22 protein-coding genes are annotated in these 21,366 nt (G+C 63.1%); 7 read left to right on the top strand and 15 right to left on the bottom strand.

What is annotated here, in order from left to right; translation table 11 throughout:
• Positions 1-51: 51 nt before the first annotated feature.
• The 4 genes from QM588_RS18195 to QM588_RS18180 are packed head-to-tail and all read right to left on the bottom strand — an operon-like array spanning position 52 to position 3,850.
• A complete protein-coding gene (locus QM588_RS18195) occupies positions 52-1,155 on the bottom strand; it encodes an LLM class flavin-dependent oxidoreductase (RefSeq protein WP_283315393.1) in 1,104 nt (367 codons plus the stop codon).
• 28 nt (positions 1,156-1,183) lie between these two features.
• Positions 1,184-2,230: an ABC transporter substrate-binding protein gene (locus tag QM588_RS18190; RefSeq protein WP_283315392.1), complete on the bottom strand. Its 1,047-nt coding sequence runs from the start codon at positions 2,228-2,230 to the stop codon at positions 1,184-1,186.
• Positions 2,231-2,266: 36 nt separating this feature from the next.
• Positions 2,267-2,986: an ABC transporter ATP-binding protein gene (locus QM588_RS18185; protein WP_032406964.1), complete on the bottom strand. Its 720-nt coding sequence runs from the start codon at positions 2,984-2,986 to the stop codon at positions 2,267-2,269.
• Between the two features lie 3 nt (positions 2,987-2,989).
• Positions 2,990-3,850, bottom strand: a complete 861-nt coding sequence (locus QM588_RS18180; RefSeq protein ID WP_283315585.1) for an ABC transporter permease — start codon at positions 3,848-3,850, stop codon at positions 2,990-2,992.
• 116 nt (positions 3,851-3,966) lie between these two features.
• On the opposite strand from QM588_RS18180, the gene QM588_RS18175 reads away from it, so the two are divergent.
• The 3 genes from QM588_RS18175 (at position 3,967) to QM588_RS18165 (ending at position 6,067) form a co-directional block, all read left to right on the top strand.
• The gene (locus tag QM588_RS18175) at positions 3,967-4,497 is read left to right on the top strand and encodes a GNAT family N-acetyltransferase (protein WP_283315389.1); all 531 of its coding nucleotides are present in this window, start codon (positions 3,967-3,969) and stop codon (positions 4,495-4,497) included.
• A gap of 108 nt (positions 4,498-4,605) precedes the next feature.
• Positions 4,606-5,673 carry a ParB/Srx family N-terminal domain-containing protein gene (locus tag QM588_RS18170; protein ID WP_283315387.1) on the top strand — a complete coding sequence of 356 codons (1,068 nt, stop codon included), beginning with the start codon at positions 4,606-4,608 and terminating at the stop codon, positions 5,671-5,673.
• A gap of 103 nt (positions 5,674-5,776) precedes the next feature.
• On the top strand, positions 5,777-6,067 hold the full coding sequence (locus QM588_RS18165) for a DUF1330 domain-containing protein (protein WP_283315386.1): 291 nt from the start codon (positions 5,777-5,779) through the stop codon (positions 6,065-6,067).
• 22 nt (positions 6,068-6,089) lie between these two features.
• On the opposite strand, the gene QM588_RS18160 is transcribed toward QM588_RS18165, so the two are convergent.
• The 3 genes from QM588_RS18160 to QM588_RS18150 are packed head-to-tail and all read right to left on the bottom strand — an operon-like array spanning position 6,090 to position 8,172.
• Positions 6,090-6,746 carry a nitroreductase family protein gene (locus tag QM588_RS18160; RefSeq protein WP_057474782.1) on the bottom strand — a complete coding sequence of 219 codons (657 nt, stop codon included), beginning with the start codon at positions 6,744-6,746 and terminating at the stop codon, positions 6,090-6,092.
• Between the two features lie 7 nt (positions 6,747-6,753).
• Entirely contained in the window at positions 6,754-7,740 is a 987-nt protein-coding gene (locus QM588_RS18155) for an alpha/beta fold hydrolase (RefSeq protein ID WP_283315385.1), read from the bottom strand.
• Between the two features lie 12 nt (positions 7,741-7,752).
• Positions 7,753-8,172, bottom strand: a complete 420-nt coding sequence (locus QM588_RS18150) for an EVE domain-containing protein (protein WP_283315384.1) — start codon at positions 8,170-8,172, stop codon at positions 7,753-7,755.
• Positions 8,173-8,391: 219 nt separating this feature from the next.
• Between QM588_RS18150 and QM588_RS18145 the strand changes: the two genes are divergently transcribed.
• The gene (locus QM588_RS18145) at positions 8,392-9,594 is read left to right on the top strand and encodes a vWA domain-containing protein (RefSeq protein WP_283315381.1); all 1,203 of its coding nucleotides are present in this window, start codon (positions 8,392-8,394) and stop codon (positions 9,592-9,594) included.
• Between the two features lie 45 nt (positions 9,595-9,639).
• On the opposite strand, the gene QM588_RS18140 is transcribed toward QM588_RS18145, so the two are convergent.
• Positions 9,640-10,278, bottom strand: coding sequence for an isochorismatase family protein (locus QM588_RS18140; RefSeq protein ID WP_219520007.1), 639 nt, complete (start codon positions 10,276-10,278; stop codon positions 9,640-9,642).
• 122 nt (positions 10,279-10,400) lie between these two features.
• Here QM588_RS18140 and QM588_RS18135 point away from each other — a divergent pair, with 122 nt between their 5' ends.
• Together QM588_RS18135 and QM588_RS18130 are read left to right on the top strand one after the other, a co-directional pair.
• Positions 10,401-11,381 carry a GlxA family transcriptional regulator gene (locus QM588_RS18135; RefSeq protein WP_283315583.1) on the top strand — a complete coding sequence of 327 codons (981 nt, stop codon included), beginning with the start codon at positions 10,401-10,403 and terminating at the stop codon, positions 11,379-11,381.
• On the top strand, positions 11,378-12,211 hold the full coding sequence (locus tag QM588_RS18130; protein ID WP_283315377.1) for an adenylate/guanylate cyclase domain-containing protein: 834 nt from the start codon (positions 11,378-11,380) through the stop codon (positions 12,209-12,211). Before QM588_RS18135 ends, QM588_RS18130 begins: the two co-directional genes overlap by 4 nt.
• Before the next feature lie 88 nt (positions 12,212-12,299).
• Here QM588_RS18130 and QM588_RS18125 read toward each other — a convergent pair whose 3' ends face one another.
• From QM588_RS18125 to QM588_RS18100, 6 genes are all read right to left on the bottom strand, one after another.
• A complete protein-coding gene (locus QM588_RS18125; protein WP_080735808.1) occupies positions 12,300-12,596 on the bottom strand; it encodes a colicin immunity domain-containing protein in 297 nt (98 codons plus the stop codon).
• 73 nt (positions 12,597-12,669) lie between these two features.
• On the bottom strand, positions 12,670-12,969 hold the full coding sequence (locus QM588_RS18120; protein WP_283315373.1) for a colicin immunity domain-containing protein: 300 nt from the start codon (positions 12,967-12,969) through the stop codon (positions 12,670-12,672).
• A gap of 113 nt (positions 12,970-13,082) precedes the next feature.
• Positions 13,083-14,585: a CocE/NonD family hydrolase gene (locus QM588_RS18115; protein WP_283315370.1), complete on the bottom strand. Its 1,503-nt coding sequence runs from the start codon at positions 14,583-14,585 to the stop codon at positions 13,083-13,085.
• A 92-nt stretch (positions 14,586-14,677) separates the two neighbouring features.
• Entirely contained in the window at positions 14,678-14,992 is a 315-nt protein-coding gene (locus QM588_RS18110) for an AtuA-related protein (RefSeq protein WP_283315368.1), read from the bottom strand.
• Entirely contained in the window at positions 14,989-16,341 is a 1,353-nt protein-coding gene (locus tag QM588_RS18105; protein WP_283315365.1) for an acyclic terpene utilization AtuA family protein, read from the bottom strand. Before QM588_RS18105 ends, QM588_RS18110 begins: the two co-directional genes overlap by 4 nt.
• On the bottom strand, positions 16,338-17,750 hold the full coding sequence (locus tag QM588_RS18100; protein ID WP_222062990.1) for a CitMHS family transporter: 1,413 nt from the start codon (positions 17,748-17,750) through the stop codon (positions 16,338-16,340). The genes QM588_RS18105 and QM588_RS18100 overlap by 4 nt, the downstream gene beginning before the upstream one ends.
• A gap of 82 nt (positions 17,751-17,832) precedes the next feature.
• Between QM588_RS18100 and QM588_RS18095 the strand changes: the two genes are divergently transcribed.
• Positions 17,833-18,726 (top strand): LysR family transcriptional regulator, encoded by an 894-nt coding sequence (locus QM588_RS18095; RefSeq protein WP_222062991.1) that lies wholly within the window; start codon positions 17,833-17,835, stop codon positions 18,724-18,726.
• Between the two features lie 218 nt (positions 18,727-18,944).
• On the opposite strand, the gene QM588_RS18090 is transcribed toward QM588_RS18095, so the two are convergent.
• Complete coding sequence (locus tag QM588_RS18090; protein ID WP_283315363.1) at positions 18,945-21,182, bottom strand: NADP-dependent isocitrate dehydrogenase; 2,238 nt, start codon at positions 21,180-21,182, stop codon at positions 18,945-18,947.
• Positions 21,183-21,366 lie beyond the last annotated feature (184 nt).

The raw sequence follows: 21,366 nt of genomic DNA, 5'->3' as shown, positions 1-21,366 counted from the left end.
CTGGACAGATTTCCCAGTTGCGCAGACCCGGCGGGTTCGATCCCACGTGCCCTAGCGTGCGGGGACCGTGATTCCTCGTGCGTCGAGGATGGGGCGTACTCCCTCGGCGAAATGGTACGACTCCTCGAGGTGCGGGTAGCCTGACAGGATGAACTCGTCGAATCCGGCGTCGTGGTACTCGCCGATCAGGTTGGCAACTTCCTCGTGCGAACCCACCAGCGCGGTGCCGGCACCGCCTCGAACGAGACCGACTCCGGCCCACAGGTTCGGGTAGATCTCGAGCGAATCCTTGCTGCCGCCGTGCAACGCAGCCATCCGACGCTGTCCCTCGGACTGCGACGACGAGTGCAGCGCGTGCGCCGCAGACACCTGCTCCTCGGGAAGCTCGTCGAGCAGCTTTTGTGCGACGGCCCACGCTTCTTCGGGCGTGTCGCGGCTGATGGTGTGCAGGCGGATGCCATAGGTGAGTTTGCGGCCCTCGGCGTCCGCGAGCGCCTGCACTTTCTCGATCTTGGCGCGGGCGTCGGCCGGAGGCTCACCCCACGTCAGATACGTCTGGACGTGCTTGGCCGCGACAGCGAGTGCGGGATCGGACGAACCGCCGAACCAGAACTCGGGCAACGGTTCCGGTGCTTCGGACACACGAGCATCGGCAACCTTGAAGAATTCGCCCTCGTGATCGACCGACGTCTCCGTCCAGATCCGATGCACCAGCCCGAGAAATTCGTCGGTGCGGGCGTAGCGCCGATCGTGGTCGATCCAATCACCGAAACGACGCTGCTCGACGTCGTCGCCGCCGGTGACGATGTTGAACAGCACCCGACCTTCCGAGAACCGCTGCAGCGTCGCTGCCTGTTGTGCCGCGAGAGTGGGCGGTGTGAGGCCGGGACGGAACGCGACGAGGAACTTGAGGCGTCGGGTGCTTTGCAGCAGAGCCGCCGTGGTCAGCCAGGCGTCCTCGCACCACGTTCCCGTCGGAGTCAGCACCCCCTCGTAGCCGAGTCGGTCTGCGGCCTGAGCCACCTCCGTGAGGTACCGCAACGACGGACGACGGAACCCGGCAGGTTCGACGATGTTGGCCGACGCGTGAGATGCGCCGACGATGGAGCGGCCGTCGCCAGCGGTGGGAAGGAACCAGAAGATGCGTGCGGTCACGAGTGAACTCCTACGACGTGGTGGGTGATCAGTTGGTGGAGGCGGTCGCGGCGGCGATGGCGGCGTTGTAACGCGTGTCGACGAAGTCTGCGAACGTGTTGCCGCCAGGGATGCTGCCGCTCTCGACGAACACATCGAAGAGCGCCTGCTCGGATTCGATCACGTTGTCGTCCAGAGCAATTGCTGGTCGCTGGCTTCGCCCCTGCGCCAATTCACCCGCGGCCGGGTCGATGCCGACGGCCGTGGAGTACGCCGCCGCCCACTCTGCCGGGTGTACGTCCGCCCATGCGGACGCCTTGGCCAGACGAACCACGAAGTCCTGCAGCGCAGTGTTCTTCGCGGGATCGTCCAGAGCCTGCTGAGACGCGATACCGAAGCCATAACCGTTGGCCACACCCTCGGCAGTGGTCAGCGTCTTCGAGCCGTTCTGCACCTGCGCGATCGCCGTGAACGGATCCCAGATCGCCCAGGCGTCGACCTCACCGGAAGTGAATGCCGTCAGCGCGTCGGCCGGCTGAAGGAACACCAACTGAACGTCGTCGGTGGTCAAGCCGGCCTTCTGCAACTGCAGCAGCACGTGGCCGTGCGCGGAACTTCCCTTGCCCACTGCGATCTTCTTGCCCCGCAGGTCTGCGAACGACGCCAGAGTCGACTCTGCGGGTACAAGGATCTGATCCCCACTCGCATCGTTGGTGTAGGCGGACACGACCTTGATGCGGGCATTGGCTGCAACCCCGAAGACGGGAGGCGTGTTGCCGGTGACCGCGAAGTCGATCTGGCCGGCCGTTGCAGCCTCCACCTGTGGCGGTCCGGAGGTGAAGGTGGAGAACGCGACATCGTAGGGAGCCGAGTCGAGCTCACCCGATGCACGCAGTAGGGCTTCGGTGCCACCCTTCTGGTCGCCGACATCGAGGGTGACTGTGGCGAGTTGGTCGTTCGAGACCAGTTCCGGGGCCTGGGTGTTGGTGGTATCGCTACCACGCGAGACGCAACCGGTGAGTCCGACGACCGTCAAGGACAGGGCAGTGAGCACACCGAGTGCGCGCAGAGATCGAGGACGAGCATGTGACGACATGTGTGAAAGATCCTTGTCAGGTGCCGAATTGGACGGTCAGTGAACTCCGAGAGCTCCGAGCAGATGGGTGCGAAGGCGGGAAAAGCCCGGCGTTCCGCGATCACGGGGACGGGGCAGATCGACGGTGACGGTGTCCGAGACTGCGCCGTTCTCGAGCACCACAACCCGATCGGCCAGCGCGATCGCCTCGTCGACATCGTGCGTGACCAGGAGGATGCCGAAGCGGTGCCGTCCCCACAGGTCGAGCAGAAGTGACTGCATGGTCAGTCGTGTGAGTGCGTCGAGCGCTCCGAACGGTTCGTCGAGGAGCAGCAGTTCGGGCTCCCCCACCAACGCCCGCGCCAGCGCAGCGCGCTGAGCTTGCCCACCGGACAATGTGAGTGGCCATGCGTCTCGCTTCTCGGCCAGCCCCACCTCGTCGAGAGTCGCGTCCGCAGCAGTCAATGCTTCGTTGCCGGTGACGCCTGCGGTGTTCAGACCGTAGGAGACGTTCTGGCGAACCGACCGCCACGGGAACAGTCGTGGTTCCTGGAACGCGACTGCAGGATGTCCGGCGACGTGCCGCTCCCCCGTGTGGTCGGTCGACAGTCCGGCCAGGACACGCAGGATGGTCGACTTGCCGGAGCCGGATCGTCCGACCAGCGAGACGATTTCGCCGCGCTCGATGGACAGGTCGACACCCTTCAACACGTGACTGGATCCGTAGAACTTGTCGATGCCGTGCAGGGTGGCGACGGAAGTCGTCGTCGTAGTCATGAATCACGCATCCAATCGATAACGGAGGGCTCGCTTTTCGAGGATTCGGACGATTCCGTCGGTGCCGATTCCCATCAGCGCGTAGACGACGAGACCGAAGATGATGGTGTCGACCCGCAGGAAGTCCCGCGCATTGTTGATGATGTAGCCGAGCCCGGATTCGGCATTGATCTGCTCGGCCACGATCAACGACAGCCACGCGATGGCCAACGACTGCCGAAGTCCCACCAATAGCTGGGGCGCGATGCTCGGCAGAATGATCGTTGTGAATCGCTGTCGCCACGAAAATCCCAGGACAACGGCAGTGTCGAGAAAGTCGCGATCGATCTGCCGGATGGCCGAGAACGTGTTGAGGTACAACGGAAATGCCACTCCGAGAGCGACGAGCAGAATCTTAGGAGTCTCGCCGATCCCGAACCACAGGATGAACAGGGGGATCAACCCAAGGTGCGGGAGTGCGCGCAGCATCTGCAACGGTGGATCTACGGTTGCTTCAGCGAGTTTGGACAGTCCGACGAGCGCTCCGAGCGCCACCCCGATCAGCCCGCCGAGCACAAGCCCCTGAACCACTCGCGTTCCCGAAATGGCCAGCGCATCCGCCAATTCACCGTTGCGCAGCAATTCCAGACCCGCGTCGAAGATCAGTGACGGTGCGGGGAGAACACGTTCGGAGAGAACTCCGGCAGCACTGGCGATCTGCCAGAGGACGAGGAGGACGATCGGCGACAAGGCGCGCAGGACGGTCCATCGGTATCGCTGCCACAGTGGAGTTTTGGACGAGGCGGAAACCGGGTCGACCTTCGATACGAGGCTGTGCCGCGTGTCCACAGGTCCCGCGGGAGCGGCGTACGACGTCACGACCATGTTCACTTGCCTTCCACTTGATGACGATCAGCTTCGACTCACCACCTTTCGTTACGAGAGGGGTCCGGGGCCAGGGTTCGAATCAGCGTGAATCTAGGTCGGGCAGAATCGGACATATGACAGTCGAGCCCATTCACACCGAGCGCCTGACCCTTCGTCTGTACGAACCAGACGACGCAGACAGGGTTCTCGCGTACTACAGCGATCCCGAGGTGTGCCGCTATCTCCTCCACGAAGCGTGGACCCATGCCGACGCCGTTGCGGCGGTGGGTAAGCGGATGAAGCGAAGCGGGCTGCACACCCAGGCATTGGCGATGGTCGTCGAACATCAAGGCACTGTGGTGGGCAACGTCGAGGCATGGTTGGTGGACGGATCCCCGGCACTTGTCGAGCTCGGCTGGACCTTCTCCCTCGCCGTGGCCGGTCGGGGTTACGCGACCGAGGCAGTGAAAGCGTTGATCGAGCACGTGTTCTCGCTTCCCCAGATCCACCGAATCAGCGCACAGCTGGACGGACGCAACGACGCGTCGGCCCGGTTGGCGGCGCGGGTCGGGATGCGTCAGGAAGCGCACTTCCGCCAGAACTGGTGGTGCAAGGGTGAGTGGACCGACACGCTCGTCTACGCACTGTTGCGCGAGGATCGCTGACGCACATCACGCGACGTTCACCTCCGAGTCGGTTCCCCGACACCGGCCGGTGACCGCGGTGCGACAGTCTCGGAAAACTTCACTTTCCGAACTCTGGGAGTTTCACGAATGGCATCGCGTCGAAGAGCTGCTCTACTGGGCATCCTCGCACTGGTCTCTGTCGTCTCCACGTCGATGGGCGGCGTCGCCACTGCTGGCCCGGCACGGACGGCGTCGCCGCTGTGTCAGGTCGCAGACCTGCTCCCCAGTGGATCGTCGTCGGGCCTCGGTTACCAATGTGCCGAGGCGGGTGAGCTTCTCGATCTCCCGATCGGTGATGTGCGCGCGACGCAACCCTCTCTCGGATACGACGAGGTGTACTACAAGCTCGGTCGCTACACGCTCGGCAAAGACGAGATCAACAAGAAGTTCGACGACTGGTGCGAGGCCAACGGCCAGGAGGAGGCCGCCTCGGCATCGCCCGTTGCGCGACTGGACAATCCGTCGTCGTTCACCTGCACAGTCCCCGTCGGGCAGGAAACGCCCGACACCATCGCGCCCATGAAGACCGTCGTCATCGGGCCGGGCGGCGTGCCATACCTGACCGACGGACACCACACGCTGACCTCGTTCTACGAAACAGCCGACGGTGGGCCGAATCTGCACCTTCGTCTGCGGGTGGTCGCGAATCTCAGTGACCTGAGCCCAACTGATTTCTGGGCGCGGATGAAAGCCGAGAAGTGGGTGTGGAACTACGACGTCGACGGCAACGAAGTTCCGGTGGAGCAGCTTCCGTCGGGAGTGGGTCTCGCCAAGTTCCAGAACGACAAGTACCGCAGCCTGATGTACTTCGCCCGCGACATCGGCTTCAGCCCCGGCACCATCCCCTTCCAGGAGTTCTATTGGGGCGCATGGGTTCGCGACTCGGCGGAAGTCGACATCAGCGGATGGGACAGCAACAATCTCGCGAGCTACCTCAGCACCGTCGAGTCGGTCTCCCGCGCTCAGGTCGCCGCCCCGAAAGACGCGGTGATCGAGAGTGGCCGCACTGCAGCCGAACTCGGCGCTCTGGATGCGTGGAACGACGGCAAAGCAGCCAACAAGGGTGAATTCGGAAAGCTTTCGGCACTGTACTCGGACGCCAAGCCGGGCAAACTGGCGTATGCCTTGCAGTACAAGTCGGGACTGCCGCGCTAACTCCGCGTCGCGGTAGGTCTACGTCATGTCGCCGGGCTGGCGTCGGGCATTGCATACGTGATCGACCAGGTCCAGTTCGTGGCGTCCGGTACCGTCTCGCGTCATGAACCTGAAGCTGTGTGTGCTGCTGTGGGCGGCGGACGGACAAGCAGACGCGCTCACCCGCTACGAGGACACGGTGCTGGACCTGATTCCGAAGTACGGCGGCGAAGTAGTGAGCAGAGTCCGCCGAGTCGACACCGGCGACGGACCACTCGAGGTGCAGGTCATCCACCTACCGGATGATTCGGCCTTGCAGGCCTACATGAAGGACCCGGAGCGGCTTGCGCTCGCCGACGTCCATCGGCGGGCCGTGGCGAGAACCGAAATCATCCCCGTGGAGACGCTCGTCTGATGGCTGCGCCGGGCCGATGCGCCTACCAGCGATCGACGTGCAGAACCGTCTCGATCGGATCCCGCGGAGCAACCTTGAACGTCTCACCCGTGTAGTACGCCGTCGGAATGAGCGCACCCTGATGAAAATCCTCGGGAATGCCGAGTAGCTCGGATATCTCCCGCTCACGGGCGAGATGAATTGTGGTCCAGGCTGTTCCGAGGCCACGGGCGCGTGCGGCCAGAGCGTAGTTCCACACCGCCGGCAACAGCGAGCCCCACAGACCGGCCTGATTACCGGCCGGAAGCGTCTTACCGGCTTGGATGCACGGAATGAGCAGCACCGGAACCTCACCCATGTGCTCGCCGAGCCACCCGGCACTGTCGCCGACGCGCTTCTGTACCGATGCGCGCTCCGGATCGTCGGCGAACAAAGCCGACGCGGAATGCTTCGACGCCTGATATGCGGCGAACAATTCGCCGTAGATCGCGCCGATGCGAGCACGAAGATCAGGGTCGGTGACGACGATCCACTGCCAGCCCTGCTTGTTCGATCCGGACGGGGCCTGCAGCGCGATCTCGAGACATTCCTTGATCAGCTCCATCGGCACCGGCCGCCTCAGGTCCAGACGCTTACGCACAGTTCGCGTGGTGGTCAGCAGCTCGTCGGGAGTCAGATCAACGATCGGGAAAGAAGTCACCCTTCGATCATGCACCATTCGGCCTCTGCAGGGCCCGGTCGGTCAATTCTTCGTTCGCAGCGTCCCAGCGCGCCGCCATGGACAGTCCCCCATGCCCGTCGCCCTCATCGATGACGAGTGTCGACCCGGGCCAACGTCGGTGTAGATGCCACGGCGTGACAGCCGGTCCGGAAACATCCTTTCGGCCATGGATCAGGACGCCCGGAACATCTCGCAGACCGTCGGCACGATCGAGCAAGGGTGGATCGCAGAACCCGTCGTGCGACCAGTAGTGCGCGGCCAGCCGCACGAAGGCCAGCCGGAACCGGTCGTCGTCCCATCGCGGATTGCGCCGCACGCCATCGGTACCGATCGAGATGTGGACGTCCTCCCACAGCGCCCATTCCCGAGATGCGCTGTCTCGCAACTGTAAATCGGTCGAATTGAACAGGCGGTCGTACGCGTCGACTATGCGGCCCTCACCGCGTCGATAGCCGACTCCGGCCTGCTCGGCAAATGCGGCGAACCGATCCCACGCCTCCGGGAAGACCGCGCGGACCCCCTCCGTAATCCAGTCGACCTCAGCCCTACCTGTCGTCGTGACAGCAACGAGCACCATGCCGAGAACCCTTGTCGGATGCGCGAGAGCATAGGCAAGAGCGAGGGTGGATCCCCAGGACGCGCCGTTGACGATCCACGCCTCGACGCCGAGGTGAACACGCAGCGCTTCGATATCGGCGATCAGATGCGCAGTGGTGTTGGTAGCCAACGACGTCGAAGGATCCGACGCGTGCGGGATCGACCGTCCGCACCCGCGCTGCTCGAATCCGATTGCGCGAACACGGGACAGGTCGAAGTGGCGACGAAACTGACTGGAGTTCAGGGTCCCGCCCGGTCCGCCGTGCAAGTAGACCGCCGGGACGCCGTCGGACGGACCCCATTGCTCCCAGTAGATCCGTTGCCCGTCCCCGACATCGAGCATTCCGTGCAGTGTCGGTTCGTCCTCCGGTGTCATAGCGCCATCACATCATTCGAGAGGCAGCATCTGTCGGATCACTGCCCATGCGGACGCGTTGACCCATGAGGGGTTGGACTGCTGCGGCGACCGGAACACCTCGAGCATCGACAGTTCCGCAACGGCCTGCAGATCCGACGCGAGGATCGGCTCATCGAACAGCGCGATGTCCGTCGAGACCTTCCACTGCGGGCCGGGGACCGGGGTGCCGGTCAATCGACCCGCACCCCAGATCCCGCGTCGCGGGTGGCTGCTGACCCAGAACAACACAGGCTGCCCAGGTGCCATCAGACGAGTTCGATAGTTGTTCGCGACGCACCAATTCTCTTCCGCACGTGCAGCTTCGACCATCGGTGCAAGGTCGGTCTTGTGCGGATTGCACTTGATCACCCATGCGCCGAGCGTCTGGTCCGTTATCGCCCGTGCCGTCACACTTGCAATCCTAATGACGAACTACGCCACCGCGTCGTTGCCCTGCGCAGGGACAATTACCAACCCACCTGGTGTGGATGGCAGCTCGTTGGGATCTCCCACTCGCCGGCGACGCCGGTCGGTCATCCATTCAGGCGGTGGCTCTCGCACCAGCTCGTGAACCATTTCGTGCCGCCACTACTCTGGCCTCATGTGTTCCAGCGACACCGAAAGGACACTATGACGACCCTGGTACGAGGCGGCAATGCCCTGATCGAGGCACGAGCGTTCGAGGTCACCGTCGACGATGCCAACGGTCTCGACTTACTTGCGTTCCAGGTGAACACGGGTCGAAAAGTGCGCAACGACGACGATTTCGTGTTCTTCAACCAACCATCGTCGCCCGAGGGCGCGGTTCGGCTGTCATCGACGCGTTCGTTGAGCATCGACCTGCGTCTCGTGCCTACCGCCGTCGACGCCATCGTCGTCGCGGTTGCGTCGGACAGCGCACTGTCGACTCGCGCCGGAATGACCGTCAGGTCGAGCGACATCGTCAGTCCAGCATCGGGTTTGACGACGGAAACTGCAGCAGTCCTGGTCGAAATTTATCGCCGCGGCGGCGACTGGAAGGTGCGCAATGTGAGCGCCGGCTGGGACGCGGGCTTTGCCGATCTCGTCCGCGAACACGGGGTCGACGTCGAGGACACCGATACCCCGACAGTGCGTTCCGCAGCGGGCGAGGAAAAGCTCTCGATGGTCAAACGCGAGAAGCTCGATCTCCGCAAGAAACATGTACACAAGGTGTTGCTGACGAAAAATGCCGTGGGACTGCGGGCTCGGATCATTCTTGTCATCGACAAAACCGGCAGCATGAGCAAGCAGTACTCGACGCGCGTAGTGCACAGAGTCGTCGAACGAATGGTTCCGGTTGCGACCCAGCTCGACGACAACGGCGAGCTCGAACCCTACCTCTACGGCTCGTGGTACGCGCAGCTGCCAGTCATCACCGTCGCAGGCACCGATTCCTGGGCCGACACCTACCTCCACCTGTACGGCCACCATGGCGGAATCGACTACTCGTCGATCGGCGGCACCAACGACGAACTGCCGATCATGAATCAGATCCTGTCCACGGTGGCCTCGCGCCAGCCCACGTTGGTGCTGTTCTTCACCGACGGTGGCTTCACCAAACGCGGGCCGATCGCGAGCTTCATGCGGACGGCGTCGAGCGCGCCCATCTTTTGGCAGTTCATCGGTGTCGGCAAAGCGAACTACGGCGTTCTCGAAAAGCTGGACACCATGGAAGGCCGGCTCATCGACAACGCCGGGTTCTTCGCGCTCGACGACATCGACAAAGTCTCCGACGCCGAACTGTACGAACGAATCCTCAGCGAATTCCCGGATTGGATACGTGCAGCCCGGGCGGCGAAGATAATCGACTGACGACGGACACCCGACCTGATAGAAGTCAGACCGCCTGTCGTGGGCTCAGGCGGTACCGACCGCGTCGTTGCCCTGCGCAGCCGAGACCACCAGATTGTTTGCCGTGAGGCCGTTTCCGTTCTTGACCGCGTCGATCCACTGGTCGGTCGTCGCCACCGCTGCGAAATTGGACTGGTAAAGCACCATCAGCGCCTTGTGGAGTTGTTCGGCTGAGACCGTCCCCGCCTCGTTCGAGAGGTTGATCGCGCCGGTGGCGTCGGACAGAATCTCGACGGTCAGGTCCAGTGCTTCCGCGTCGGCGCTGGTGGCGAGATCGCAGTTGTTGGTCATGTATCCGACGATCGTGACGGTGTCGACATTGTTGCCCTGCAACCACTTCGCCACGTCGGTGCCAGCGAAGACGCTGCTGTACTGCTTCTCGACTCGCTCGAAGGACGGCTGCACGACGGCCTGAATGTCGGGATGAAGCTCGTACGTCGGGGTTCCCTTGACGAAAGCAGGCGAGCCTTCGGGCATCTCGTGCTGCACGATGGCCACCGGAACATCCTGCGCCACAGCCGCTTCGATGGTACGAACGATGTTGGCCAACGACTCGTCGCGAGGCGGGTACTGGATCTTCAGCACTCCCTCGAAGTACTCCTGCTGTACATCGATGACGATGAGGGCTCTACGCGGTGCGGTCATGAACGTTCTCCTTCAAGTGGCGTACTCGGTCGATACCCATACTTCGGCACCGACCTTGCGTTCGCGAGTGGCACGGATGCATACTTTCGATGAAATTGCGCCAATTCGTCGATCGGAGATATATGCGCGTCGCTCTGTACGTGTTCGACGGCATCACCATGTTCCACCTCGCCGCACCGTTGATGGTGTTCGGCGAGGTGACGCGCCTCGGGCTGGCCCCCGACTGGGAGACGCGGGTGTGGTCCGACAGGCCAGGGTCGATCCGCACCGAGGAGGGCTTTCCCGTCGGCGAGATCGAGGGCCCCGACATCGCCGATTGGGCCGACATCGTGATCGTGACGTCGTGGCCGGAGTCGTTGCCACACATCGGCGCTCACCTGTCCACCGCTCTTCGAGGTGCCCACAGACGGGGAGCCCAGATCGCAGGACTGTGTCTGGGGTCGTTTGCCGTCGCCGACACCGGACTGCTCGCGGGACGCCCTGCCGTCACCCATTGGTCCAAGATGACCGAACTGCGCGACCGCAATTCGCAACTAGGCCTCGACGAGTCCGTGCTCTACATCGACCACGGCGACGTCATGACCTCCGCGGGCACGGCATCGTCGATAGATTCCTGCCTGCACATCGTCCGCAAACACCTCGGCGCGGCAGCGGCTACGCGGGTGGCACGCAGCCTCGTCGTCGCACCCCATCGCGACGGCGGTCAGGCGCAATACATCGAACGGCCGGTCATCGAGGCGTCGGAGGACTCCGCGATCGCCGACGTCCAGAGTTGGGCGCTGGAACGACTGTCCGAGCCACTACCGATCGAGCGGCTCGCCGAGCGGGCACGTATGAGCCGGCGTAGCTTCATTCGGCAATTTCAGTATGCGACGGGAACCACGCCCGCGCGCTGGGTACTCGACCAGCGGCTCGACGCCGCCCGCAGCCAACTCGAAACGACCGGCCACAGCATCGAGACCATCGCTGCCTCGTGCGGATTCGGCAGCGCCGTCACCCTGCGTCAGAACTTCCACTCGGCGTTCGCCGTCACGCCGACGGCCTATCGGAAGCAGTTCGCGGTCGGTTGTGCAACCACGGACACCGCCGACAGGCGAGGATGAGCAACGTGATCCTGTGGATAGTTGCCGGAGTCGAGCTCGCCGCCATCATCGCGCTCGGTGTTGTCGTGATCGTCTCGCGCCGAAAGTTGAAGCACACGCGCCGAGCACTCGACCGCGCTCTCGAATCGCAGCACCGCCGTAAGCGACGCGGCCTGGTGCCCTTTGCGATCAGAACCGCCTTCCACACCACGGACCTACTCATCAACAAGGGATTCGGCGCAACTGTCCGCAACTCCGTCGAAGACCTCGCGGGTTGGGCCAAGGTGGAACGCCCCGATCTGGCGCGCATGACGGCCGACGGCGACATTGTGGTCATGTTCTCCGATATCGAGGGGTCCACCGCACGCAACGAGGAACTGGGCGATCGCGGCTGGGTGAAACTGCTCGAGAAGCACAACAAGCTGATCCGCAAACACGTCGACGACCACGGCGGCCACGTGGTCAAGAGCCAGGGCGACGGTTACATGATCGCCTTCTCCGACCCGGCCGAGGCCGTGCGCTGCGGGGTGAAAGTGCAAGAAGCACTACTGAACAATCCCGATCGGTGGGACCGCATCCGGGTGCGTATGGGCGTGCACGTCGGCAGCTCGGTGCGCCGAGGAGACGACCTGTTCGGCCTCAACGTGGCCATGGCGGCACGGGTTGCGGGACAGGCCGAGGGAGGTGAGATTTTGATCAGCGAACCGGTGCGCAATGCCATCAGCACGGCCGCCGATCTGCCCCTAGGCCTGCCCCGTGAAGTCGAATTGAAAGGAATGAGCGGAAGCTTCCAACTGTTTCCGGTCGAGCTCCCAGCGCTTCCCAGCGCACAGGTCGCCCTGAACGAATGATTCGCCTATTCACACCGGTCCCTTCCACTGGCTGCTATTCACCAACGGGATTGACAAGGCAGCGCGCGCCAAGCGTCCAAGAGCCGTCTCACTCGAGCCCGAACAGTTTCGAAAAAGTCGCCGCCGCACGGCCTCTGAGCTGTTCGCCCGACAGATCGTCCGGGCTATCGCGCAGCACCGGATCCGAAACGTAACTGTCTACATCGAAAAACAGCTTCTCGAGAAGCACGAACTCATTCCCCTGAACCTGAAAATTATCCTTGGTGAAGGTGTGAAGATATTCTGTCTCGAATTCATCCGCCGAAATTTCTTGTTTCACAAATTTCTCGATCAGTTCTCTGTATTGGCCCAGCATTGCTTCGACCGATCTCTGATGCTCCGCCATTGCTCACCTCCCCAGGATTCGCATGTCAGAGCGCATCGCTGACTTGTGAACGCGGATCAACGCGAGATCGACACTATCCATCTCGACTCAACTGACGGAGTTGCTCCAACGCTCCGGTCGCACATGTAAGCAATTGCCCTGCGTCCAGATCGTCATTGCCACGCAACCTGTCCTCAGCGACGTAAGCGTCCACATCGCCGAACAGGCCGTTGACGATTTCGGACACTTCCCTTTCAAGAATCCCCGGCGTCCGCTTTACGAGCCTCGAGTATGCCTCCTCGAAGTCATCGGCGGTGCAACTTCCATCGACGAAAGCCTCGATAGTGGGAACAAAAATCAAAGCCTGCTCGACCACCCTCCCCATAGCACTCATCAGTGCCGTCCCCCCTCGCTGAGAACCGACGCCATCTTGTCCTTACTCATTTCCCGTCCACTGACGAACCCTCCGGCTGAGCGTTGAACCACAATAGGCTTGGTGATTACCGGTCAGCGCACTGCCGCGGTGGGGAGCACCGGCACAGTCAGGGATGAACCTCCGAAGCCAGTGCGGACGGTGACATCTCCCGCAGGGGCGTCATCGGTGATGTCGGGGTAGTCGTCACTACGAACCTGGACCTGCAGCCGATGTCCGGCCGGCAACCGGAAGTGTGTCGGCCACGCCCGTACGTCCATTTCGTACTCCTGCCCGGGTATTACGGGCTCGCGCGCAGTGGATCCTTTGCGATGGCTTGCCTTGAGCCAGCCCTGAGTGATTCGCTCCACGGTGCCGTCCGGCGCGACGTCGTCGACAATGACAGCGAGGTTGCCGTCGGACGCGGTGAAGGTCGCGGAGACCTTCGCCGTCGGGGACCCTGCGATCACCACATCAGCGGGTAGCGGAGTGGTCGAAAAGACCACCGCGGCTTCGGCAGCGTCGGTGTGGTCCGTCGGCACCGTGTATGCGCGACTGCCCTGCTCGGTCGACACCGGACTCAGACCACCATCGGTTCCCATCGCCAGCGTCAGCTCGGTGGATTCGGCGGGCGGCCACTGGCCGAATTCCTGCCAGCCACGCTCGACGGGCTCCGAGGAGATCTCGTAGGAATTGATCCGCTGCTCAGGCAGAGGTGCGGAGCCGTCCTCACGGAGCCACCTGTCCCACCATGCCAGGTACGCCCCGGTACCGATATCGGCCCTCTGGCCCGCCGGCATCCCGTGTTTCCACGGCCCGGCAACGACCCACGTCAGATCCGGATGTGCGGAGTAGTTCTGCATCATTGGATCTCGGTAGCGGTCGTACCATCCCCCGACCTGCAACATGGGGACATCAATGTTCTGCCATTTCGCCTTGACGCTGCGGTCGATCCAGTACTCGTCGTACAGCGGATGCTCGTCGTACGGACCCTCGGTGGCCGGAGCTGTGCTCGCTTGCCACGTACGGATGGTGTCGGATCGAATTCCGCCGCGGTAGATGGTGTTCTCGTACCAGTCACTGAATGCATCGACCGGGATGACCGCAGCCAGGTGCGGTGGGTTGTTGGCCGCTGCGAGCATCGACGTGTGACCGCCATAGCTGACACCGGATTGTCCGACCTTGTCCGTCGACCATGGCTGTGCCGCAGCCCATTCGACGAGATCGTAGTTGTCCTGCTGTTCCTGCAGTCCGAACGGATCCAGTACGCCTGGAGAATCTCCGGATCCCCGGACGTTGCACAACAAAATGTTGTAACCACGTTCGACCAGATACGCCGAGTCCACTGCCAACTGGTCGAGGCCGTCGTAAGCGTTGAAGTCGTAGACAATGGTCGGGAACTTCTCTGCGACTGGGACGTTGCCGTCATCACCGGGTCGGTTCACGTCACACGCCAGCGTGGCACCGTCGCGCATCGGAACATCCATGCGCTCCGAGGTGACCGTGTATTCGGCCGCCCGCCCATAGGCGAAGAACGGGTCTGTCGGTATTTCGCGGGGTGCCGCCGCAGCAGTACCGGCTGCCTGTCCAAGGAGCACTACAGCAAGAGTCAGGGCCAGGGGTATGCGGGTGATACGGATGTCGATCTCCATCCATCGGGCGGCTGGGCCGCGAGAGTCGGGAAGCAGGGTCAAAGAGATTCGGGCACAGGCATACTGAGCAGGTGGTAGCTCAGGCACTTGCCGTGTCCGTCGAGAACAGGGCTACCCGTCACTCCCCCGCCGAGTACGCCGGGCAACTCGAACACCAACCCGGAGACCAACGGCATTTCAGTGCGGCGCACGTCTCCGGTGACGAGCGGTGCAAAGTGTGTGGCAACGGCATCGACAGTCAATTCACGGGACAACAGCTCGTAGCCTTCGTCGGTTCGTGGGAAGACAGCGAGAATGAGGGTGTCGCCCTTGTCCCCGGTTCGCACGTTGGCGAGATCGTCGACAGTCCTCATACCGTCACCTCCGTGATGTGCACGGCGGTCGACACCTGTGCACGTGGTATCAAACACGATCTGATGGCAAGAACCTCGGTGCTGCTGCGTCGTGCACCACCGCCGCCGGCCGGGCCGTTGGTATAGAGGCTTTCGACTTCCCATCCCACCAGTGCAGCGGCTTCGGCGTCGGGCACCTTTGCGGTCACACGCAGTCGCACTTCGCGGACATCGGTCATCGACGCAAGTCCGCGGAATGCAGCACCCGCCCCGATGTACTCGATGCCGACGTTCCCCGTCGGAATGCCGTGTACCTCCCACAGTCGTTGCTGCACAATCTCTCCGGCGAGCTGCGCGCGTTGCAGAGCGCGTGGCCCGGCGTAGCTGATCTGCCCCTCACCGAGCCAACCGCCGCGGAATCCGAGTGTCACTTTCAGCTCCTCGGGCCGCGTGCTGCCCGTCGCTCCGGACACCGCTACCCGATCGGGTCCGAGCGTCTCGAAGTCGACTCCGGTGAAATCGGCGGTCACGTCCGGCGTCAAGTATCTGGCTGGATCACCTACCTCGTAGAGCAACTGCTCGGCGCACGTTCGCCGAGACAACTCCCCGCCGGTGCCGTCGACCTTGCCGAATTCGGCTGTGCCGTCGGCACGTACGTCCCCGAACGGGAAGCCCAGATTTGCCAGACCCTGCACCGGCTTGGTGACCGGATCGGCGAAGTAGCCACCGGTCAGTTGGCCCGCGCATTCGAGTAGATGTCCGACGGCCGTCCCAGCGCCGAGTGTCTCCCAATCCTGCCCGGCCCAACCGAACTCGTGCATCAGGGGCGCGAGATACAGCGCCGGATCGGCAAGACGGCCGGTGACGATCACGTCGGCACCGACGTCGAGTGCGGGCAGTACCGCATCGGCCCCGATATAGGCGTTGGCCGATACGAGTTCCTCGGAATGCTCCGACAGCGGGCGGCCGGTCTCCCACACCACCGGATCGATGCGACGTACCGCGTCGAGCACGTCGTCGCCGGTGACAGCAGCGATGCGCACCGAACGCGAGCACACCTGCTCCGCCACCTGCGCGACGACCGCGGCTGCCGCAACAGGATTCGCGGCTCCGGAGTTGGTGACGACGGTGATGCCCTGCTCCGTCGTCGCGCCGAGTACTGCGCGCATGCGCGCTCCCAAGAGTGGGTCGTAGCCCGCCGTGGGGTCGAGCAATTTTCGGGCCTGCCCTGTCGCAACGGTCCGCTCTCCGAGGCACTCGAAGATGAGATAGTCGAGCTCGCCTCGCTCGGCCAGGATCTGCGCGGGGTCGATGCGATCGCCGGCAAACCCCGCACCGGCACCCAATCGGACAGTTTCGCGGGCCCTCATGAGACCCACACCGGGATGACGCCCGTCGCGAAAGCGACTCCGAGCATGCCGAGGCTGACGAGCCACGCCCACCCCAGGGTATGCCGGATGTGCCTGCCGATATCGACCTTGGCCAATCCGACGAGAAGGTAGAACGCGCCCGTCATCGGACTGATCGGGAAGCCGACGGTCTCCTCACCGATGATCGATGCCTGAGCGAGATGGATTGCGCTGATGCCGAATTGGTCGCCGACCTCGATCAGTACCGGCAGCACACCGAAGTAGTACGCGTCCGGGCCGAAGATCAGACTCATCGGTACCGCGAACACCCCGACGATGAGCGGAAGTGCTGGTGCCATCCAGTCCGGAATCACGTTGGCGGCGCTGACGGCCATCGATTCGATCATGCCGCTACCGTCGAGCACACCGAGCAAAACACCGGCGGCGAGCAGCGTGCCCACCATCAGCATCGCGCCGACGGCATGCGCCTCGATCCGCGCGGACTGCGCCTTCATGCCCGGGTAATTGATCAGGAGCGCAACGATGGTCGCGATGATGAAGCAGGTCTCCGGAGGCGCGACGGCCGCGATCAGTGCGGCAAGTGTCGCGACGACGAGAACGACGTTGACCCAGAACAGCTTCGGACGTAGCAAGCTGGGCTCGTCAGGCCTGTCGGGCTCTTCCGGGGTCTCGTCACCGCCCGAGCCGGCCGAGGCCGGCTCGTCGGTTCCGCCGGTAGCGGGTACGGAGATTCGCTGCCCGACGCGAGCCGTCGACTCCGCCACCTCTGCCTTGACATCACCTGCTGCGACCTTCGCCAACCGTGTCCGCTCGCGGCGTCCGAGGTAGTAGGCGATGGCCAACGCGAACACCACTCCGGCGATCTGCGCGGGAATCAGTGGCACCCACAGCTCGTTGGCGTCGACGCCCAATGTTGCTGCCGCTCGCGCCGTCGGGCCGCCCCAAGGAACGATGTTCATAACGCCAGCACCGAGTCCGACACAGGTGGCCAACACCAGCCGACTCATGCCGAGGCGCTCGTAGATCGGGAGCATCGCGGGAACGGCGATGAGGAACGTCACCGCGCCTGCGCCGTCGAGATGAGCGACCAGGGCGAGAGCCGTCGTAGCCACGGCGACAGTCGGCGGTGCGCTGCCTGCCCACTTCACGATGCGCGCGATGAGGGGATCGAACAGACCTGCGTCGCGCATGATCCCGAAAAAGACGATCGCGAACAGGAACATGGCTGCGACGCCGACAACGCCACCGAGCCCGTCCTTGACGAACCCTGCCACCTCGGATGGCGAGTTACCGGCCAGGAACGCCGCAGCAAGCGGGACACCCGCGAGCGCGACGATCGCCGCGACGCGTTGGGTGAACAACAGCAGCAGGATGATGGCAATCGTCCCGAAGCCGAGCAGTGACAGCATGTGATCTCCTTCATCGAATACGACGAGTGTTGTGCAGATCACTTACACAGTCCAACATCAGTTGGGTATAGATTCATGCATCATGGGCATAAACCTGGGCATTGCCCATCTACGCGCCGTCGTCGCACTCGCCGATCACGCGAGCTTCACCGCGGCGGCGACCTGGCTTCAGGTCTCCCAACCGAACCTGAGCCGCACCGTCGCCGAAGCCGAGCGCCGTCTGGGCGTGCGACTGTTCGTGCGCACCACCCGCAGTGTCGACCTCACCGGCGACGGACACGAAGTAACGGCCTATGCCCGTCGGGTATTACTCGAGTTCGACGACGGCCTGGAGCAGATCGGACGGTTCGTCTCGGGTGACCGCGGAACCGTGACGATCGCATGCCTGCCGTCGATCGCGGCAATCTTCTTGCCCCCATACATCGTGGAGTTCCGCCGCAGCCACCCCGACGTCTCGGTGCACATCAAGGACGGTCTACGCGACGACGTGGTGGCCTCCGTCCGCGACGGTTCCGTGGATTTCGCAGTAGTGGCAGCATCGGGGCGAGCGAACGATTTGATGCGCACGACAGTCAGCGCGGATGCGTTCGTCTGTGCGCTACCGCCGGATCACGCTCTTGCACAACGTAAAAACATGTCGTGGACCGACCTCGCCGACGAGCCCTTCATCGCTTTCGGCCCCGAATCGAGTATCGCCTCGCACGTGAAACTGGCGCTGGACAACGCAGGAGTGGACGTCGGACCATCGGTTCAGGCGCACAACGTCGCGGCAGTGGCGGGACTGACCGCCGCGGGACTGGGCGTCACCGTCGTCCCGGAACTGGTGGTGCCGATGATGTCGTTCGCGAACCTGGTCTACCTGCCGATCGAGCCGACGATCCACAGGACCATCTCCGTCGTCCAGCTGCCCGGGCGACGCCAAAGTGCAAGCTGTTCGGCGTTTCTCAGCGTTCTGGTGCCGCCCCAGACGGGATGAATGGGCCATTCAGTACGTCTGAGCGCGTGAAAGTCACATTGATCCGTCGCGGGCGTGCAATCCCAACCCGGGGGGCGAACTGTAGACCGCGGACGGTTCAGGGCTACCGGAGCTCGAAAGTTGTTGCCCCCGAACGAATGAATGGCCCATTCACAACGTCTGAGCGCGTGAATGGGCCATTCATCCCGAAGGGGGGGTGGTGAAGCAGGCAGAAGGAACTACTGCTTCGCCGACTCCAGTGCCTCGTTGAACGTCGTGGACGGACGCATAACTGCGGCGGTGGCTTCGGGGTCCGGGTAGTAGTAACCACCGATGTCGACCGGGTTGCCCTGTACCGCGTTGAGCTCGCCGACGATTTTCTCTTCGTTCTCCGAGAGGGTCTTTGCCAGAGCTGCGAAGTGCTTGGCCAGCTCGGTGTCCTCGGTCTGCTCGGCGAGTTCCTGTGCCCAGTAGAGGGCGAGGTAGAACTGGCTGCCACGGTTGTCCAGTTCACCGGTCGAGCGCGACGGGCCCTTGCTGTTCTCGAGCAGCTTGCCGGTGGCCGAGTCGAGTGCGTTGGCGAGGATGGTCGCCTTGACGTCACCGGTCTTGGTTCCCAGGTCCTCGAGGCTGACTGCGAGAGCCAGGAATTCACCCAGCGAATCCCAGCGAAGGTGGTTCTCCTCGATGAGCTGCTTGACGTGCTTGGGGGCCGAGCCGCCCGCACCCGTCTCGTAGAGTCCACCGCCGGCCATCAGCGGAACGATGGAGAGCATCTTCGCGCTGGTGCCAAGTTCGAGAATCGGGAACAGGTCGGTGAGGTAGTCACGCAGGATGTTGCCGGTCGCGGAGATGGTGTCGAGCCCGCGGATGAGACGTTCCATCGTGTAGCGGATCGCACGAACCTGCGACATGATCTGGATGTCGAGGCCCTCGGTCTCGTGATCCTTCAGGTACTTGCGCACCTTGCCGATCAGCTCGTTCTCGTGCGGGCGGTACGGGTCGAGCCAGAAGACGACGGGCATTCCGGACTCACGGGTGCGTCGCACTGCCAACGCAACCCAGTCGCGGATCGGTGCATCCTTGACGATGCACAGACGCCAGATGTCACCCTCTTCGACGTCCTGCGTCAGCAGAACCTCGCCCGTCGCCAGGTCGGTGATGTTCGCGACGCCACCGGCAGGGACCTCGAACGTCTTGTCGTGCGAGCCGTACTCCTCGGCCTTCTGTGCCATCAGGCCGACGTTGGGAACGGTGCCCATCGTCGTCGGATCGAACTGGCCGTTTGTCTTACAGAAGTTGATCATTTCCTGGTAGATGCGGAAGAAGGTCGACTCAGGGCTGACTGCCTTGGTGTCCTTCGGCCGGCCGTCCGCGCCCCACATCTTGCCGCCGCTGCGGATCATCGCAGGCATCGACGCGTCGACGATGACGTCGCTGGGCGAATGGAAGTTCGAGATTCCGCGTGCGGAGTCGACCATCGCCAGCTCCGGACGAGTCTCGTGGCACTTGTGCAGGTCGTCGATGATCTCCTCGCGCTGCGCGCTGGGGAGTGCCTCGATCTTGCTGTAGAGGTCCGAGAGGCCGTTGTTGACGTTGACGCCGAGCTCTTCGAACAGGTCGCCGTGCTTGGCGAACGCGTCCTTGTAGAAGACCTTGACGGCGTGGCCGAAGACGATGGGGTGCGAGACCCGCATCATCGTGGCCTTGACGTGCAGGGAGAACATGATGCCCGACTTGTAGGCGTCCTCCATCTGCTCCTCGTAGAACTCGATGAGCGCCTTCTTGCTCATGAACATGCTGTCGATGACGTCGCCGTCGGTGAGCGACACCTTCTCCTTGAGGACGATGGTCTCGCCGCCCTCGGTCAGCAGCTCCATCTTGACCTCGCGGTCGCCCTCGACGGTCATCGACTTCTCGCCGTGGTAGAAATCGCCGTGGCGCATGTGCGCAACGTGGGTGCGCGACGCCGGCGACCATTCACCCATGCTGTGCGGGTGCTTGCGCGCGAATTCCTTGACGGCCTTGGGTGCGCGGCGATCCGAATTACCCTCGCGCAGAACGGGGTTGACCGCGCTGCCGAGACACTTGGTGTAACGGTCGCGGATTTCGCGCTCTTCGTCGGTCTTCGGGTTCCCGGGGAAGTCGGGGATCGCGTAGCCCTTGTCCTGAAGTTCCTTGATCGCGGTCAGCAACTGCGGAACGGAGGCACTGATGTTGGGAAGCTTGATGATGTTGGTGTCGGGCAGCTGCGTCAGCTTGCCCAGCTCCGCGAGGTTGTCGGTCACTCGCTGGTCTTCGTTGAGGTAATCGGGGAACTCGGCGAGGATGCGGTTCGCAACCGAGATGTCACTGGAGTCGACGTCGATGCCGGCCGCGCTGGCGAAAGAACGTATGACCGGCAGAAACGCGTGAGTCGCCAGCATCGGCGCCTCATCGGTCAGGGTATAGATGATGGTCGGCTTCTTCGCAGTCATGTTTCGCCTTTGCCTCAGTTTCGACGTCGTCTTTTGGATGCGTTCGTCCTCAACTTTAATCTTCGTTCTCGCCGCTGTGGGGGGCAGTGGGGTATCACTCCATCTGCGCATCCAAGTTACCGACCAGTAGGGCGCTCAATGGATTTCGAGACCGTGTCCCGTCCCGCCTCTGACCACCGTCGGG

The sequence above is a fragment of the Rhodococcus sp. IEGM 1354 genome (assembly GCF_030056855.1).
In the GTDB taxonomy this organism is placed as follows: Bacteria; Actinomycetota; Actinomycetes; order Mycobacteriales; family Mycobacteriaceae; genus Rhodococcoides.
Note: the sequence above shows the minus strand (reverse complement) of the source record. Positions and strands in the feature narration are given on the sequence as shown.

What these genes read in the sequence shown, in the direction of transcription:
- QM588_RS18190 (WP_283315392.1), bottom strand. Translation starts at nt 2,230, where the DNA reads ATGTCGTCACATGCTCGTCCTCGATCTCTGCGCGCACTCGGTGTGCTC.
- QM588_RS18185 (WP_032406964.1), bottom strand. Translation starts at nt 2,986, where the DNA reads ATGACTACGACGACGACTTCCGTCGCCACCCTGCACGGCATCGACAAG.
- QM588_RS18180 (WP_283315585.1), bottom strand. Translation starts at nt 3,850, where the DNA reads ATGGTCGTGACGTCGTACGCCGCTCCCGCGGGACCTGTGGACACGCGG.
- QM588_RS18175 (WP_283315389.1), top strand. Translation starts at nt 3,967, where the DNA reads ATGACAGTCGAGCCCATTCACACCGAGCGCCTGACCCTTCGTCTGTAC.
- QM588_RS18170 (WP_283315387.1), top strand. Translation starts at nt 4,606, where the DNA reads ATGGCATCGCGTCGAAGAGCTGCTCTACTGGGCATCCTCGCACTGGTC.
- QM588_RS18165 (WP_283315386.1), top strand. Translation starts at nt 5,777, where the DNA reads ATGAACCTGAAGCTGTGTGTGCTGCTGTGGGCGGCGGACGGACAAGCA.
- QM588_RS18155 (WP_283315385.1), bottom strand. Translation starts at nt 7,740, where the DNA reads ATGACACCGGAGGACGAACCGACACTGCACGGAATGCTCGATGTCGGG.
- QM588_RS18145 (WP_283315381.1), top strand. Translation starts at nt 8,392, where the DNA reads ATGACGACCCTGGTACGAGGCGGCAATGCCCTGATCGAGGCACGAGCG.
- QM588_RS18140 (WP_219520007.1), bottom strand. Translation starts at nt 10,278, where the DNA reads ATGACCGCACCGCGTAGAGCCCTCATCGTCATCGATGTACAGCAGGAG.
- QM588_RS18135 (WP_283315583.1), top strand. Translation starts at nt 10,401, where the DNA reads ATGCGCGTCGCTCTGTACGTGTTCGACGGCATCACCATGTTCCACCTC.
- QM588_RS18130 (WP_283315377.1), top strand. Translation starts at nt 11,378, where the DNA reads ATGAGCAACGTGATCCTGTGGATAGTTGCCGGAGTCGAGCTCGCCGCC.
- QM588_RS18125 (WP_080735808.1), bottom strand. Translation starts at nt 12,596, where the DNA reads ATGGCGGAGCATCAGAGATCGGTCGAAGCAATGCTGGGCCAATACAGA.
- QM588_RS18120 (WP_283315373.1), bottom strand. Translation starts at nt 12,969, where the DNA reads ATGAGTGCTATGGGGAGGGTGGTCGAGCAGGCTTTGATTTTTGTTCCC.
- QM588_RS18110 (WP_283315368.1), bottom strand. Translation starts at nt 14,992, where the DNA reads ATGAGGACTGTCGACGATCTCGCCAACGTGCGAACCGGGGACAAGGGC.
- QM588_RS18105 (WP_283315365.1), bottom strand. Translation starts at nt 16,341, where the DNA reads ATGAGGGCCCGCGAAACTGTCCGATTGGGTGCCGGTGCGGGGTTTGCC.
- QM588_RS18100 (WP_222062990.1), bottom strand. Translation starts at nt 17,750, where the DNA reads ATGCTGTCACTGCTCGGCTTCGGGACGATTGCCATCATCCTGCTGCTG.
- QM588_RS18095 (WP_222062991.1), top strand. Translation starts at nt 17,833, where the DNA reads ATGGGCATAAACCTGGGCATTGCCCATCTACGCGCCGTCGTCGCACTC.
- QM588_RS18090 (WP_283315363.1), bottom strand. Translation starts at nt 21,182, where the DNA reads ATGACTGCGAAGAAGCCGACCATCATCTATACCCTGACCGATGAGGCG.